Below are 14,359 nucleotides of genomic sequence, written 5' to 3' on the forward strand. Positions count from 1 at the left end.
ATGAACCTCATTTTCACAGTTCAAGTAAGAACACATGTTAAACGGTAGCTTCAGTTGCCAACTCTTTTGGCACTTCTAATCCAACTAGTTCTTGGATTATTGCATTTACTCTGGCGATAGTACATTCGCTCTTAAAATTCTCAGGCGTCTTCATTGCAGTGAGAAGCTTTATCTTGGCAGGTGAAATGAAAGCAAGAATTTTGAGTAAAAAATCATAATTTTTCATTACGTTATTTACGGCGATATCCAGAGAGTTACAACCATGCTTTTTCCATATAGGTTCATGATGAAAAAGCCTATTACGCAAATTTAAAACTTGCTGAAACTCTTCGAAAATCGCCTTGATTGATAGCTCAGCTCCCCAAGCATTTCTAGCATTTGAAAACACTTTCTTTTTATTTTCAGGGGTCCATAAATAGCACGGTGATTTTGTATCTCGATACTCAGAATCAAGCATGTACACCCAGAATCCTAGCGTTAATCTACTCACTATATCGTCAGGAGTGGGGACTGAATTTAACTCACTTCGTGCTTTTTGAATTGCGTTAGAAACTAATAACTTAGATTTTTCTGAGGTGGGGTGCACCTCATACCATCGAGCGTTCTTGTAATGCGTAGCGGCTATTTGATGTATCGAATTTCTTAAACTTACTTCAATCAACTGAATAAGAGGAAAAAACTTACCGGAAAGCTCCAAAAAAGAGTAGTATGCCCCAACTTTGCTCGGGTTTGTGTTGCAATTAAGGTACTGTGAGTAATATGTCAAACGTGGGGCAGAAACGGCGGCTAAAATTTCTTCAAAATTCATAACTGTCCCAAATGTCTCACGCAAAAAGGCGTTCTAATTTTTAATTAATGTAATTAGTTACTTGAATTAAGTATAACCTCTAGTACACTCAATTAATAGTTCGAGCTTGCAAATCACGAAAGACTACTGTAGATTTGCACGTCGAGCTTCGAGGAGCCATCGAACGTTTGTTTTATGGTGTACCTCTAGAACGTAAGCCTCGAGGAGCTGCCGAACCCTGGTTTTGCGGTGTACCTCTAGAATGTAAAGATACATCAAAAGTCCCCAAGTGGGACTTTTGTATTTTTAAATACCCTTAGAAAGATAGTCCCCAAACGCCTATTCAATTTTCAGCACACAATAACGTCCGGAGTGAGTTGTTTAATGTGACCCTGCTTACTCTGAAATGCTTTGCCACTTCTGTCTTCGTTATTTTAGGATCCAACAACATTGCCGCAGCTTTCTGAACATCGGAAGAAGTCATTGAGGGTTTGCGCCCACCCTTGCGTCCTCTCGCTCTGGCAGCAGCCAAACCGGCAAGTGTGCGTTCGCGGATAAGATTGTGTTCAAACTCGGCCAAGGCGCCAAATATGTGAAACACCAACTTGCCACCGGCGGTGGTGGTATCGATAGCTTCAGTAATTGAGCGAAAACCAACTTGTTTTGAATCCAGTTCAGAAATAAGTTCAACCAGGTCTTTCAGTGAACGCGCCAGGCGGTCCAGTTTCCAAACAACCAACACATCACCCTTACGAAGCATCCGCAGGCAGTTTTGCAATTCAGGCCGTTCTCTTTGCTTACCGGTAATCTTCTCACTGAAAATTTCCTCACAGTCTGCCGCTCTCAACGCATCGTTCTGCAGATCAAGAGACTGGTCCTGGGTACTCACCCGGGCATAACCAACAATCATCGCACACCTCTGACAACCGACTAATCCCTTGGATTCTAGCTCAAATGCATAGAAAAGGTACCTGACCTTTACATAGATTTCTTTACAGAATTTATTTACACATTTTGTGGTTAGAGTGATTTGATTTGGCGGCCGGCGGTGAGTGTAAAGAAAACGGTCGATTGCTTTGCGGATACTATTACCACCAGGTCATATATAAGAAGACTATCCGAGTACTTTCCGTGGCTGTGACAAGCAATAGAAAAGCGCAAAAAGAGAAAGTTGAAAACAACATTGCAAATATCGGGAAATATACTATCTTTACCGTTATATTTATAACGGCAAAGGGGTTTATGTGGTTAAACAAACTTCTACAAAAATCAATGTCTCTGATCTGGAGTTTGTTATTGAGTATCTAATCTTGCTTGCGCAGTCTAAACGTGCGCTTCAATTAAATATTCCGCTCTATAAGAGCGTAAACAGGTTGAAGTTATATAAAGCCGCTATATGTGTCGAAACAGCGCTACTAGAAAAACGGGATGAGGACTTCATCGATGCAATTGATAGAGTATGTATTGATGTTGAAGGGATAGTTGTCAACACAATACCGCCCGAAGAAATCCAAAGACTAAAAACGGCAATAAGGCAAAAGCGTTATAAAAATAACGATTTCAATCGCCTTTTAAGCGAGTATCAGAGCACAATTACATTCATCAAAAACAGGTTGCAGAGCTGTTGACTTATAATCCTATTACATTGGGAGGGTCTGTCAGTAATTTTACGACACAATAAAACCAAGCAAGTTGAATGTTGAAACGTCATAAACTTAGTCAGAAAGGCAACGTTACCAAATTGTGTTTCCTCAAAAAATTAGACTGAAACACTTTTTTTGACTTGATTATGTGCGCTAAATTTAAATTGGCTAGTTAAATTTGTACCAACTTCTTTCATCAATTAGTTTGTCCCTCGGCTTGTCAAAGCACTGTGCATCGGTGTTCACTATGCTTTAGAACAGCTAACAACAGCTAACAACAGCTAAAAATGTAAACCAAACTTGGAAGCATTAGTAAATAACCTTTGCAATGACACTGCTAGCGAACTAACAGTGCCTTTAGCTTTAGCGGATAACTAAAATTCATTAACGGGCTTTACATCTAATACCTGGCCGTTGTTGGCAATTTTAAAAAAGACCTGTTCAGCTTTGCTGCTATTAACTGCGCTCACTATGTAAAAGCCTTCTTCAATGCTAACAACCGAGAATTGCTTTGCTTCCAGCTCTTTCCATGACGTATCCAGTTTGCCGACAGCAAAACCAAAATCTTTAAACGTCATCTGCTGCACCGACTTCACCGCGATAGCCACAGCCTGTTGGCTGCTAATGATTCCGTGATCGGCATGAGCCAATGCGCCGCCGCTGATTAATATGCAGCACAGCGCAGCTGCTGAAACTAACTTTTTCATTTGAATCTCCAAGTTATGTAGGTTGAATTATTGCTTTAGACCAATGACGTCATACTGGCCTTTTACCATTAGTTGTACCGCAACCGGTTTATCCGACTTGTTTTTCCAGTACCAGCCATGTGAGCCTGCGAAAGGCGCGGTAAAACTGCCTTTAACCTCACTATTGGTGGCGATGGTGTAGCTCTCAAAGTATCCGGTGGTATCGCCTTCGGGCTCGCCATGCAGGTCGTAGTACAAAGGCTCGCCATCGGTCAGCCATTCGAAAGTCATTTTGGCGTATTGTGGCATGGCAAATTTGTACTCAACGCCGCGACCTGCCGGCACTATGATTTCAATCGTTTGAAACTCAGCACTGCCCTTTGCTAATGCCTGTACTGCAGCAGGTTCAGCGTTTGCCGCCTGTGCGATACTGGTCAGGCCCAGCTGTTTGCCAATACCTGTCGGGTCAATGTTGTACTCGGCAGGAAGAATTAACGTTACCAGTGCAATGACAGCGACAACTGCCGCCGTTACGCTGGCTTTAATCAAGGTTTTAGTGCTTACCGTATGTTGCATAGTGTTCTCTTCATTGTTCAGTAAATTAAGTAATGTTGTTCAGTAAATTAATTGATGAAGTAACCCGTCAACTGATAGCCCATCAGCATGACGCCGGCACTCATTAAGGCGGTGTTAGTAAGGGTAGAAAAGCGCCGAAATGACGGCACTTTTCGCCAGGCATTAATGACGAGCAGAATTAACGCTAACGCCGCAAATTGGCCCAGTTCCACCCCGATGTTAAAGGCAATTAAATTAGTTAACAGTCCTTCCTGTGGCAGTTGAAACTCCTGCAACTTGGTGGCCAGACCAAAACCATGAAACAAACCAAAGATCAGTACCGCTGCGCGCGTGTCCGGTTGCCAATTAAAACAGCGCTTAAAACCGCCCAGATTGTCGAAACCTTTATAGATAACGGATAGGCCGATAATGGCGTCAATCAAATACGCATTGACCTGAATATCGTTAAGGACACCGAACAACAACGTGATACTGTGGCCCAGCGTAAACATGGTTACATAGAGTAAAACGTCCTTACTGCGGTACAAAAAGAAGATCACCCCGACTAAGAACAACAAATGGTCATAGCCGGTGATCATATGCTTGGCACCGATATATAAAAACGGGATGAATTGTACACCCTGATTTTGCTCTAAAAATGCCCTGGTGCTGTCATCCACACCATGGGCAAAAGCGCCGATGCTAAGCAGTGATAACACGCCGATTAACAGCCATAACCCCGTTTGCATTAATTTATTTGGCATCTACAGACTCCAATACGTCAACGTCAGTCAACAGTGACTCCTTATCTTTATGTAAAATGCGATACAGCGCCGGAATAACGAACAATGTGAGTAAGGTGGACGAGATAATCCCTCCTATCACCACGGTTGCAAGTGGCCGTTGCACTTCAGAGCCGATACCGGTGTTAAGCGCCATTGGAACAAAGCCCAGCGAAGCCACTAATGCCGTGGTTAAAACCGGACGTAACCGCGTTAAAGCCCCATCAAAAATAGCTTGCTCAAGCCCCATGCCCTCTTTGCGCAGTTCCCGGATAAACGACACCATGACCAGACCATTTAAAATCGCTATACCGGATAGGGCAATAAAGCCAACCGCAGCCGAGATAGAAAACGGAATATCACGCAGCAATAAGGCAGCAATACCCCCGGTCAGGGCCAGTGGCACACCGGTAAAAATGATCATGGCGTCTTTGAACGAACTCAGCGCCAGAATTAACAAGCCGATTATCATCAGCAAAGTAACCGGCACCACGATACTCAGACGCTGTGAAGCCGATTGCAGTTTTTGATAAGTCCCGCCGTATTCCAGCCAATAACCGGCCGGGATATCCACTTTGTCTGCTACGGCTTGCTGAATATCAGCTACGAAGCTGCCAAGGTCACGCCCGCGTACGTTGGCGGTAACCACCACCCGACGTTTTCCATTTTCACGGTTAATCTGATTCGCCCCCGAGACAAGCTCCAGTGAAACCAACTCCTGTAGCGGAACCGAATGGCCATCCGGCAAATGAATGGGCAGATAACTTAGCGCATCAACATCCTGTCGTCGCGACTCACCCAGGCGCACTACGATGTCTGAACGAACATCGCCCTGATAAAACTTGCCGGCCACAGTGCCGCCCATTGCAGTGGCAACCTGAGACTGTAACTCAGCCATACTGATACCATGTTGCATTAACTTTTGCCGATCCGGCACCAGGTTCAGCATCGGTAAGCCGGTAAGCTGTTCAACCTGAATATCGGCAATGCCCTCAACCTGTGCGATAGCAGAACCTATCTCTTCTCCCAGTGCGGCCAGACTGTCAAAATCATCGCCAAACACTTTAATGGCTAATTCAGAGCGCACCCCGGCCAGAAGCTCATTAAACCGCATCTGAATAGGCTGTAAAAACTCGTAACGGTTACCGGGAATGGGCTCCACCAAAGCAGCAAGTTCTTCAACGAGCTGTGCTTTGGGCTTATCAGGGTTTGGCCACTGCTCACGGGGTTTTAAGATAATAAAGTTATCAGCCACACTGGGAGGTACGGCATCAGTTGCCACATTTGCGGTGCCTATTTTGGCAAACACCCGCTCAACCTCAGGCATCTGTTTTATTTTATCTTCCAGTGTTTCCTGTAGTGCAATGGCCTGGCTTAGCGAAGTGCCGGGGATCCGCAGCGCGTGCATAGCAATATCGCCTTCATCCAGATTAGGGGCAAACTCACTGCCTAAGTTGCTGGCCTGGTAACCAAACACCACCACCAACGCTGTGGAGGCAATAACGACCAGCCAGCGCCCTTTCAGCACCCAGGTTAACGCGGGACGATACAAAGCCGCCGCGCCCCGGATAAGTGGGCTGTGTTTTTCTTTTACCGGCTTTTTAAATAACAAAGCAACCATTGCCGGCACAAAGGTGACAGACAGCAACATGGCGCTTAGCAGCGCAATCACCACGGTAATGGCCATCGGATGGAACATCTTGCCTTCCACCCCTTCCAGCGCAAAAATGGGCAAGTACACCACGGTGATAATAAATACGCCAAATAATGCCGGTCTTATCACTTCCCGTGTGGCGTCAAACACCAGCTGCATGCGCGCTTTCAAAGGCAGAGGATTACTTCCCGCCTGGCTTAGCCTGCGTAAACAGTTTTCAACGATAATAATTGCCCCATCGACTAATAAACCAAAGTCCAGTGCGCCCAAACTCATCAAATTGGCACTGACACCGGTTTGTACCATACCGGTAACAGTCATTAGCATGGCAAAAGGGATAACCAGGGCGGTTAAAAATGCTGCGCGGAAGTTACCCAGCAGCACAAATAACACCACGATAACCAAAATAGCACCTTCCAACAGATTGGTTCGTACTGTTACTAACGTTTTATCCACCAGCGTAGTGCGATCATATACCGCAGTAGCCACCACGCCTTCAGGTAAAGTCGTGTTGATTTCTTTTAGTTTTTCGCCCACCGCATACGCCACGGTCCGGCTGTTCTCGCCAATTAACATAAACACAGTGCTCATCACCACTTCACGACCATTTTGGGTCGCTGCGCCGGTTCTAAGCCCCTGACCATTTTCGATATCTGCCACATCTTTGATGGTCAGTGCCGCGCCGTTGTCAGAGCGCAGCGGAATATCAGCGATAACCGCAATATCTTCGGCCTGGCCGGGCATTCTGAGCAGCCACTGTGCACCATTTTGCTCGATAAAACCGGCACCACGGTTTTGATTGTTATTAGTAATGGCATCGACGACATCAGCCTGAGTTAAACCAAACGCCAGCAGTTTTTCAGGTTTAAAGGCTACCAGGATTTCGCGCTCAAAGCCGCCAATTGGGTTCACTTCAACAACGCCCGGCACCCGCATCAGCTGTGGTCTGATGGTCCAGTCATGTACGGTGCGCAAGTCCATCGGCGTAATGGGCGAGCCATCTGCATGCGTTGCGCCAGGCGCAGCATCGACAGTAAACATAAAAATTTCGCCTAAACCCGTCGCTATAGGCCCAAGTTGCGGTTCAAGGCCGGTCGGCAGCTCCGCACGGGCCGCCGATAAGCGTTCATTCACCAGTTGCCGGGCAAAATACACATCAGTTTCATCGCTAAAAATAGCAACCACCTGAGACAAGCCATAGCGTGATACTGAGCGGGTATAAGTTAAGCCCGGTAAACCCGCCAACGCGGTTTCCAATGGGAAGGTAACCCGCTGCTCCACTTCAAGTGGGGTATAACCGGGCGCTTCAGTGTTAATCATTACCTGTACGTTGGTAATATCGGGCACCGCATCGATGGGTAACTTCGTGAAGTTCCACAGTCCTAATCCGGCTACGGCCAACACCATCACCATTACCAGAAATTTTCGCTTGATTGAAAAGCGTAAAATTGATTCCAACATTATTTACGCTCCTAGTGGTCGTGAGAGGCGCCAGACTTTTCAATGTCGGCTTTTAAGATAAAACTGTTCTGGCTGACGTACTCCGTGCCCGGTTTCAGGCCACCGAGCACTTCAATCCATTCGCCGTCATTGCGTCCCAGCTCCAGCATCCGAACTTCGTATTGCTCGCCGACTTTGGCATACACCACGGTAAAATCCCGAAACGCTTGCAAGCCGGTGCGTTTAACCGCCAGTGACACATCTATTGTGGCCACTTCAATCTGGGCAGTGACAAAACTGCCGGCAGTAAATTCATTCTGACTATTGGGTAGCATTACCCAGACAATACGGGCCTGGTCATCGCGTACCTGTGGCTCTACAAAGGCAATACTGCCACTGTATGTATTGTCTGAGCCTTCTACCTTTAAGCTAACCGGGGAGCCGGGCCGGACTTTTTGGTAATCTTTAGGGTATACCGCCAGTTTTGCCACATAGTGGCTGAGGTCGGAAATCGTCAGCAAAGCACGACCAGCGGTTTGCTCTCCGTTACCGGCAAACTGTTGAGTGACAACACCTGCTAGCGGCGCTTTCACCTGATAGGGCTGCAAACTCTCATTGCTCTCGATTGTTAATAAGGTTTGGCCTGTTTTCACTGTGTCACCAAGCGCCACATGCAACTTAGTAATTTCACCATCAAACCGGGCCGCAATAGTGCGCTCTGCACCGGCTGGCAGTGCCAGCGTGCCATAGGCAGGGATCGTCTGGTGCAAGGTAGCCGGGCCTGCTATGTCGGTTTGAATATCCATCGCCTCAGCCACGGCTTGTTCGATAGTGGTTCGGCCTTCAAAATTGTCATATTGCCAACGGTATGATTTGCCCTGATGTTGAGCTGTGATCGTCACCACAAAAGAATGCGGCTCGAAGATTTGCATATCGCCGCGCAGTAACTCCCCCTGTGCCACAAAGTTGATATCGTCCACCCCATCGCCTAATCGGGTTAACTTGATATTCAAATCTACTGTTGCCGGGTCGACCGCTTTACCGTCATCAGTAACCCACACCCGAAATTCAGGCGGTACTCCGGTTTCAAAAATTGCCAGCTCCAACGCAAATTCACCGTCGCGTAGCATCCGCCCCCCGTGCGGGCCCTTTTCTGGTTCGGCTTGCTCTGCAGCAGGTGCCGATGCCGCCATTATTGTTGCAGGTAATAAAGCACTGGTGGCCATACCGATATTCAGTAATAGCGCCAGACTGATTGACGAAAACGTGCTGTTATTGTTCATAGTTTGTCTCACTGAGAAATAGAAGTACCGGTCAGGCGCTGAATTTCGATGTGCTGCAAATGCAGACTCTCAAACGCCTCAAGCAGTTGGGACTGGGCACTGAGCAATTCCCGGCGCACCCCGCTGTATTGGTTGTAACTGAGTTGCCCTCGCTCAAAGGCATTACTTGCCTCTGTCAGCGCCTGTTCTAAGGTGGGCAAAATCGCCGTTTGTATGGCATTAATAACATGCTGTGAATGCGCCATTTCCTGCAGCAAAACATACAGCTGAGCATCCAGGGTTTGCATCAGGGCAGTTTGTTCGCTTGCCAACACATCCTGCCGGGCTTGCAACGCTGCCAGCGTGCCGGCATTACGGTTGCTGCCCCCCCACGGAATGGACACACCGGCAACTACACCAAAGTCATCACTGGCTTCATAGCGACGCACCCCGGCGGTAAACTGCCATTGCGGTTTAGCGTCTATTCTTGCCAGCTCCATCTGCGACTGCGCAATGCGCTGAGCACTGCCGAATTGTTGCAGACGTGGGTTTTGTTTCAACCGTGCCAATTGCTCTTCAACCGGGGGTACTGCTGGTATGTTCAGTAAATTGCCGGTGAGCTGATAGTGAGTGCCCGGCGCGCCCCAAAGCGAAGCGAACTGGTATTGGCTGGCATTAAGTTCATGCTCAACATCCTCTACCGCCAGTTCACGGCGGATCAGCTCTGCTTTTGCCAGCTGTATTTCAACAGCGGAGCTTTTCCCGGCTTGCGCCCGTTTTGAAATGGCTGCCACCACATCTTTTGCTTGCTGCAATGCTAACTGGTTTAGCTTAAGTCGCTGTTGTTTCACCAGAATATCGATAAAGCGTTTTGCTACTTCCGCAGATAAATCAAGCGCGGTAATGTGCTTTTGCAACGCCAGCGTATCGGCCTCACTTTTTACCGCGCTAACCCGGCTGTCTATTTGCGCTTGCTGTAGTAGCCAGGAGAATGTCAGTGTGGACTGCATTCTGTTAATCCCACTGTGCTCACCTGTCCCCAGCGCATCTTCAACCATAAAGTCGATCTGTGGCTGCTCGCCAACCCCCGCTTGCTCAATTCGACCCTGCAAAACACGCTGTTGTGATACCAGCGTCTTTAAATCAGGGTGATTTTCCAGGGTCAGGGTTATTGCATCTGCCAGGCTGATAACCTGGGGGCGTGCTGCGGGCTCTTGCGCAACGGCTGACAGAGATAAACTTATCCCTATTAGCACCGCACAAAACCGATAGCCAATCGGTTTTTTGATTTTGCGTTTAAACAGCATAACTGTCATTCCCGGTCCTTATTTAATGGGTAATAAAGGTTTCAATAAAGTGATGCAGGCTATCCACCGTTGACGCCACCAGCAGGGGCGAACAGCTAAACAGCAGCAAAGCCAAAACGATTGCCGACCGCGATGTCGATAATGCAGGGTTAATCAGATACTGTACCCGCACACTGGTTTGGTCATTACCAAAATAACTGGCTACGCCATCGCAATGCGCACTTTTATTGCCAAAATTCAGATTGCGTTGCAAACGGGCGACATCAATAAGCGTTTGGGCAACATCAAGATTATCATAAGCATCTGTGGCCGCGCGGTCGGCTATCTGCTCAGTCAGCAAAGTAAATTGCGTGATCAGACTACGTGCTGTTCCCGCAGGGTAAAAACAGGCAACAGCGGCGAAGACGGTCTTAAACAATGGATCTCTGGCAGTTACATGCGCCATTTCATGCCTGACGATAATATCAAGTTGTTGCGGATTAACCTGCTGCTGCAGTGCTGTGGTTACAAAAATTCTGGGGCGGATAAGACCAGCGGTAAAGGCAGTAGGAACAGACAACGCTAACGAATAGTACCGACACTGCGCTGTAGTTGTTGCTGGCTTGATGTCAGACAAGCTGAGCAACGCTGCCATCGCGCTGGCTTGTTTGCGACGATAAAACACGTTACGCGCTATCGACCACGTTGCATAGGCCACCGCTGAAAACAAGGTAATAGCGTGCCAACTGGTAAAACTAAACAGATCGACATGATGCCAGTGCGCCAATCCACTTAGCCAGGTTGCGGCAAATATGTCTGGCTGACCTGGCCACAGCACAGCGACACAACCGGCGGCAATCCACCAGGGAGCACTTACCAATGCCCATAAGATGGCTTTACGCAGGCCGAAAGTAAAATGCGCTAAGCGGTTTAATATCGCACGGAAACTGATACAGAGCAGGACAACGCTGATAGCAAAAGCCAACACGGCAATACTGAGCAAATTCAGTACTATCGCCAAATCCCCAACCAGCATAATGCTTAGCCCCCTCTGCGCAGCTTACGCTGGGCTTCTATCAATGTCTGTAACTGATCCAGCTGAGCATCATTCAGGTTGGCAGAGGCTGAATTAAAAGCCGCAATCAGGCTATGTTCGCCCTCGGTAACAAAGTCGCTGGTTACGTTGGTGATAAGTTTAGCTATCAAGGCCTCACGGTCTACTTTGGCGCTATAACAATAAGCATGACCTTGTTTGGTGCGACCGAGCAATCCTTTTTTAAACAACCGATCGAGTGTGCTTTGAATGGTATTGAGTGAGTTTCCGCGCGACTGCCCAAGCACGGCATGTACTTGCTTGGCATCAGATTCAGCAGCATTCCACAAATAGTGCAAAACCTGTTTTTCTAATTCACCTAACTGCATAATACATTTCTCTTACCACATTGAGCGTAATCATGGCACACTAAAAACCGACAGGCAATCGGTTTTTATATAATGTTGGGTAAATATGAGCTGGTTAATTATTAAGTATCTGGTAACGGCGGCTACAGAGGTTGCGGCCTTAGAGTTAGCAAAACGCAGTGATATTCTCGGAGCATTTATTGTCGCGCTACCGCTGGTCACGGTTATTGCGATGATCTGGCAGTATACCGAAAAGTAACCGCTGGAAAAAAATTGCCAACCACGCCTGGTATATTTTCTGGTATATGGCGCCAACCTTACCGATGTTTTTATTGTTTCCTTGGCGACTTCATTGACTAAGCTTCTGGCCAGCTTTAGCCGATGTTGCATGTATTACAGTGATTTTATGGGTAATTCGCAACCCCTAGCATTAATCGAAGTACTCTACAAAACCGTCGTTCAGCTCCATTCTTTAATCAGTCAATGTTCTGGAAAGTGAGGAAAACTGCCCAGTGTTACTCACGCATTCTAACGCCTAGTAAAGGTACACATAAAATAAAATGTCGACTATATTTGACATTGGTATATTTAAGTCTACATTTAAGTGGGCTAACTAAAAATGGTTAAGTAAGCGCTGAAGAAGGGATTTCTATGTCCGCCAGGGATGGTCAGAGTTTCATACAGGAGAATTCTATGATGAGCATCTCGGCGAATACGTTTTTACAATCAATGTACGAGCATAAATCACAACAGAGGCGTTTACATAACGTGCGAGATTATTTGCTAGCGTCACTTCAGATCAATCCTCACAGCCATAACCTTATAGTTGCCATCGGAAATGGCAATGAGAAGAGTAATGCTGACGCCCTTCTGAACTGGCTTTCGGGGACGTCACATCACAATTCTTTTCTGGCGGATTTGCCAGCGAAAGAAGTGAAAAGTCTGTTGCTACACCATCTGCAGCGGACTTTGGATTGTTGGCCTGACTGAGGCTGTCTGTGGGCTTTACTTGTCGGGAACGTGCTCGATAAGGTGTTCGACCGGAACCTCGAAAAATTTACAGAGGCGATCAATGGTATCTAGCGTCACATTACAGCCAGGGGTATTAATCATTTTTGATAGGGTCGCTCGGTGTATCCCCGTTGCCTCGGAAATCTCGTTAATCGTAACGCGTTGCCCATCATCAAATGATTTTTTTTCGACTAACGCCATTAAATGGTACCTGAACATCTGTCCTCCGGGGGTTGCCTGTTTTTAATCATAACCGGTTTTTCACCAAAAGCGCATCGTTCTTAATGGAGGTATTAAATGAAGCCTATTGTCCGTGATACAGAAGGTAATTTGGTATTACGTCTAAAAATCATGGGGTGCCACTTATCTGAGCAAACAAAATTTTTAGATACACCGAAACACAGGACGTATTTGCAGACTACCTTAAAAAAAATACATCAAGAAGTGAAATCGGGTGTTTTTGACTATGCAAAATACTTTCCTTACAGTAAAAATGTATTTTATATCAATGCATTAAAATCAAAATTTCTGTCGCCAGGTTGGCGAGGACTACCTACTTTCAGGCATTTCCTAATGAATGAGTTTCAAGGTAGTTCAGATGAATTAGGGCAGATTTTAATGATTTGCATTATGGGATGTTTGGGGGAGCAACGGGTTGATGAAATTCTGGGTTACAACATCCTCAAACTGAAAGAAATGCTCAAGACTATAAAGGGAATTACAAAACCAAATTACATTGCAGCGATGGAGTTTGTTTTCACGGTCTTAGATCAAGCTTCGCTAGTCTATGTATTTCCCAGGCCATTCAAACTAGTGCTAACAGACGACGGTGGACAATATGCCAGGCCATTATGTCACAGAGACATATTGCAAATAGTCGATAACGTGCCATCAAAATATCGCGAGGTTTTTTTATTGCAATATTATACGGGGCTATCTTCAAAAGAGCTGTTAGAGCTTGAATGGAAACACTATAGCATAAAGGATACAACGTTTTTTTTGTCTGGGCGGGAGGTATATATCGACCCTTATGCTAGACGTCTTCTCTTTCAACTGCGAAAAAAATCGGGTAGTAGCCGCTATGTTTTTGGCGCACCTTTTGGCAAAAAGTTGAAAATAAACCATTGCTGGCTCAGCAAAGAATGTTGGCCAAAGGCTTGTCAGGAGGTCGGAAGAGATGCGCTACATATTCATGTGCTGAAGCGTGCTTCAGTCTTTTACCTCTATGAAGCCGGACTAAGTGTCGACCAAATTTGCCAACAAACACAGATCTTGTTTCGGCCTGTTATCCATCAAGTTTTATCGCAATATGTGCTCGATTAGCTATGACAAAACGAATAATAAATAGACGGTATGCTGGTATTTTACTAGAGTATTTTCTGGTTAAAGATCCGGAGCTACCTTTCCAATACGCCTATGGTATCCGATATTCTGAGCAATATGGAGTTCATTATATACGAACGACACCGGTGACCAGAATCAACCACAAAAAGAACAAGCTGTTCACCTTGACGTGTATATATACAGTCCAGCATTACAATCCGGATACAGGCTTTAACGAACTGATAGAAGCCCTGTTTTCTTACGTTGATATGCCGATATGGGATGATGAATTAATTATTGCCACCATGAGTCTGACGTCTCATTAAATTGAGTCGTTGTTGCTCTTACCTCATCTGATCTTGTGGTGTTAAAATATACGCATCGCGCCCTGTAGCCTAGAGACTATAGGTGATTCAATTCAGTTACTGCTTAACAGTGGGTTTACTAACGCAACAGCGCCTGTGATAAGTCCGGTTAGGTAAAACATAAAATGTGCTGGGATGTCTATCTCAGACGATTGTTTAGGCAG

15 protein-coding genes are annotated in these 14,359 nt (G+C 46.3%); 4 read left to right on the forward strand and 11 right to left on the reverse strand.

All coding sequences use genetic code 11. The annotated features are described in order from the left end of the window. Positions 1-37 precede the first annotated feature (37 nt). Positions 38-808: a hypothetical protein gene (locus R3187_RS05880; protein WP_318965775.1), complete on the reverse strand. Its 771-nt coding sequence runs from the start codon at positions 806-808 to the stop codon at positions 38-40. 322 nt (positions 809-1,130) lie between these two features. Further along, the gene (locus R3187_RS05885) at positions 1,131-1,697 is read right to left on the reverse strand and encodes a recombinase family protein (protein WP_318965776.1); all 567 of its coding nucleotides are present in this window, start codon (positions 1,695-1,697) and stop codon (positions 1,131-1,133) included. Positions 1,698-2,031: 334 nt separating this feature from the next. On the opposite strand from R3187_RS05885, the gene R3187_RS05890 reads away from it, so the two are divergent. Beyond that, a complete protein-coding gene (locus tag R3187_RS05890) occupies positions 2,032-2,415 on the forward strand; it encodes a hypothetical protein (protein WP_318965777.1) in 384 nt (127 codons plus the stop codon). Between the two features lie 389 nt (positions 2,416-2,804). Here R3187_RS05890 and R3187_RS05895 read toward each other — a convergent pair whose 3' ends face one another. From R3187_RS05895 to R3187_RS05930, 8 genes are read right to left on the reverse strand one after another with little or no spacing between them, the layout of a single operon-like run. After that, a complete protein-coding gene (locus R3187_RS05895) occupies positions 2,805-3,137 on the reverse strand; it encodes a DUF6488 family protein (protein ID WP_318965778.1) in 333 nt (110 codons plus the stop codon). A gap of 27 nt (positions 3,138-3,164) precedes the next feature. Continuing rightward, positions 3,165-3,692 carry a hypothetical protein gene (locus tag R3187_RS05900; protein ID WP_318965779.1) on the reverse strand — a complete coding sequence of 176 codons (528 nt, stop codon included), beginning with the start codon at positions 3,690-3,692 and terminating at the stop codon, positions 3,165-3,167. A gap of 47 nt (positions 3,693-3,739) precedes the next feature. Then, a complete protein-coding gene (locus R3187_RS05905) occupies positions 3,740-4,435 on the reverse strand; it encodes a HupE/UreJ family protein (protein ID WP_318965780.1) in 696 nt (231 codons plus the stop codon). Then, complete coding sequence (locus tag R3187_RS05910) at positions 4,425-7,568, reverse strand: CusA/CzcA family heavy metal efflux RND transporter (protein ID WP_318965781.1); 3,144 nt, start codon at positions 7,566-7,568, stop codon at positions 4,425-4,427. The genes R3187_RS05905 and R3187_RS05910 overlap by 11 nt, the downstream gene beginning before the upstream one ends. An 11-nt stretch (positions 7,569-7,579) precedes the next feature. Then, the gene (locus R3187_RS05915) at positions 7,580-8,830 is read right to left on the reverse strand and encodes an efflux RND transporter periplasmic adaptor subunit (RefSeq protein ID WP_318965782.1); all 1,251 of its coding nucleotides are present in this window, start codon (positions 8,828-8,830) and stop codon (positions 7,580-7,582) included. Positions 8,831-8,838: 8 nt separating this feature from the next. Beyond that, positions 8,839-10,125, reverse strand: a complete 1,287-nt coding sequence (locus R3187_RS05920; RefSeq protein WP_318965783.1) for a TolC family protein — start codon at positions 10,123-10,125, stop codon at positions 8,839-8,841. 13 nt (positions 10,126-10,138) lie between these two features. Further along, complete coding sequence (locus tag R3187_RS05925; RefSeq protein ID WP_318965784.1) at positions 10,139-11,131, reverse strand: M56 family metallopeptidase; 993 nt, start codon at positions 11,129-11,131, stop codon at positions 10,139-10,141. 5 nt (positions 11,132-11,136) lie between these two features. Beyond that, positions 11,137-11,517: a BlaI/MecI/CopY family transcriptional regulator gene (locus R3187_RS05930; RefSeq protein ID WP_318965785.1), complete on the reverse strand. Its 381-nt coding sequence runs from the start codon at positions 11,515-11,517 to the stop codon at positions 11,137-11,139. Positions 11,518-11,602: 85 nt separating this feature from the next. Between R3187_RS05930 and R3187_RS05935 the strand changes: the two genes are divergently transcribed. Continuing rightward, a complete protein-coding gene (locus tag R3187_RS05935) occupies positions 11,603-11,755 on the forward strand; it encodes a hypothetical protein (RefSeq protein ID WP_318965786.1) in 153 nt (50 codons plus the stop codon). A 746-nt stretch (positions 11,756-12,501) separates the two neighbouring features. Here the strand turns inward: R3187_RS05935 and R3187_RS05940 are convergent. Then, positions 12,502-12,708, reverse strand: coding sequence for a helix-turn-helix domain-containing protein (locus R3187_RS05940; RefSeq protein WP_290620355.1), 207 nt, complete (start codon positions 12,706-12,708; stop codon positions 12,502-12,504). A 96-nt stretch (positions 12,709-12,804) separates the two neighbouring features. On the opposite strand from R3187_RS05940, the gene R3187_RS05945 reads away from it, so the two are divergent. Further along, positions 12,805-13,830 (forward strand): Arm DNA-binding domain-containing protein, encoded by a 1,026-nt coding sequence (locus tag R3187_RS05945; RefSeq protein WP_318965787.1) that lies wholly within the window; start codon positions 12,805-12,807, stop codon positions 13,828-13,830. 185 nt (positions 13,831-14,015) lie between these two features. Then, on the forward strand, positions 14,016-14,156 hold the full coding sequence (locus tag R3187_RS05950) for a hypothetical protein (RefSeq protein ID WP_318965788.1): 141 nt from the start codon (positions 14,016-14,018) through the stop codon (positions 14,154-14,156). The last annotated feature ends 203 nt before the right edge of the window (positions 14,157-14,359 follow it).

The organism is Arsukibacterium sp. (assembly GCF_033721375.1).
Taxonomy (GTDB): Bacteria; Pseudomonadota; Gammaproteobacteria; order Enterobacterales; family Alteromonadaceae; genus Alishewanella.

Bases quoted from the DNA above. Each gene is read 5' to 3' on its own strand.
- R3187_RS05880 (WP_318965775.1), bottom strand. From the start codon at position 808: ATGAATTTTGAAGAAATTTTAGCCGCCGTTTCTGCCCCACGTTTGACA.
- R3187_RS05885 (WP_318965776.1), bottom strand. From the start codon at position 1,697: ATGATTGTTGGTTATGCCCGGGTGAGTACCCAGGACCAGTCTCTTGAT.
- R3187_RS05895 (WP_318965778.1), bottom strand. From the start codon at position 3,137: ATGAAAAAGTTAGTTTCAGCAGCTGCGCTGTGCTGCATATTAATCAGC.
- R3187_RS05900 (WP_318965779.1), bottom strand. From the start codon at position 3,692: ATGCAACATACGGTAAGCACTAAAACCTTGATTAAAGCCAGCGTAACG.
- R3187_RS05905 (WP_318965780.1), bottom strand. From the start codon at position 4,435: ATGCCAAATAAATTAATGCAAACGGGGTTATGGCTGTTAATCGGCGTG.
- R3187_RS05910 (WP_318965781.1), bottom strand. From the start codon at position 7,568: ATGTTGGAATCAATTTTACGCTTTTCAATCAAGCGAAAATTTCTGGTA.
- R3187_RS05915 (WP_318965782.1), bottom strand. From the start codon at position 8,830: ATGAACAATAACAGCACGTTTTCGTCAATCAGTCTGGCGCTATTACTG.
- R3187_RS05920 (WP_318965783.1), bottom strand. From the start codon at position 10,125: ATGACAGTTATGCTGTTTAAACGCAAAATCAAAAAACCGATTGGCTAT.
- R3187_RS05925 (WP_318965784.1), bottom strand. From the start codon at position 11,131: ATGCTGGTTGGGGATTTGGCGATAGTACTGAATTTGCTCAGTATTGCC.
- R3187_RS05930 (WP_318965785.1), bottom strand. From the start codon at position 11,517: ATGCAGTTAGGTGAATTAGAAAAACAGGTTTTGCACTATTTGTGGAAT.
- R3187_RS05935 (WP_318965786.1), top strand. From the start codon at position 11,603: ATGAGCTGGTTAATTATTAAGTATCTGGTAACGGCGGCTACAGAGGTT.
- R3187_RS05940 (WP_290620355.1), bottom strand. From the start codon at position 12,708: ATGGCGTTAGTCGAAAAAAAATCATTTGATGATGGGCAACGCGTTACG.
- R3187_RS05945 (WP_318965787.1), top strand. From the start codon at position 12,805: ATGAAGCCTATTGTCCGTGATACAGAAGGTAATTTGGTATTACGTCTA.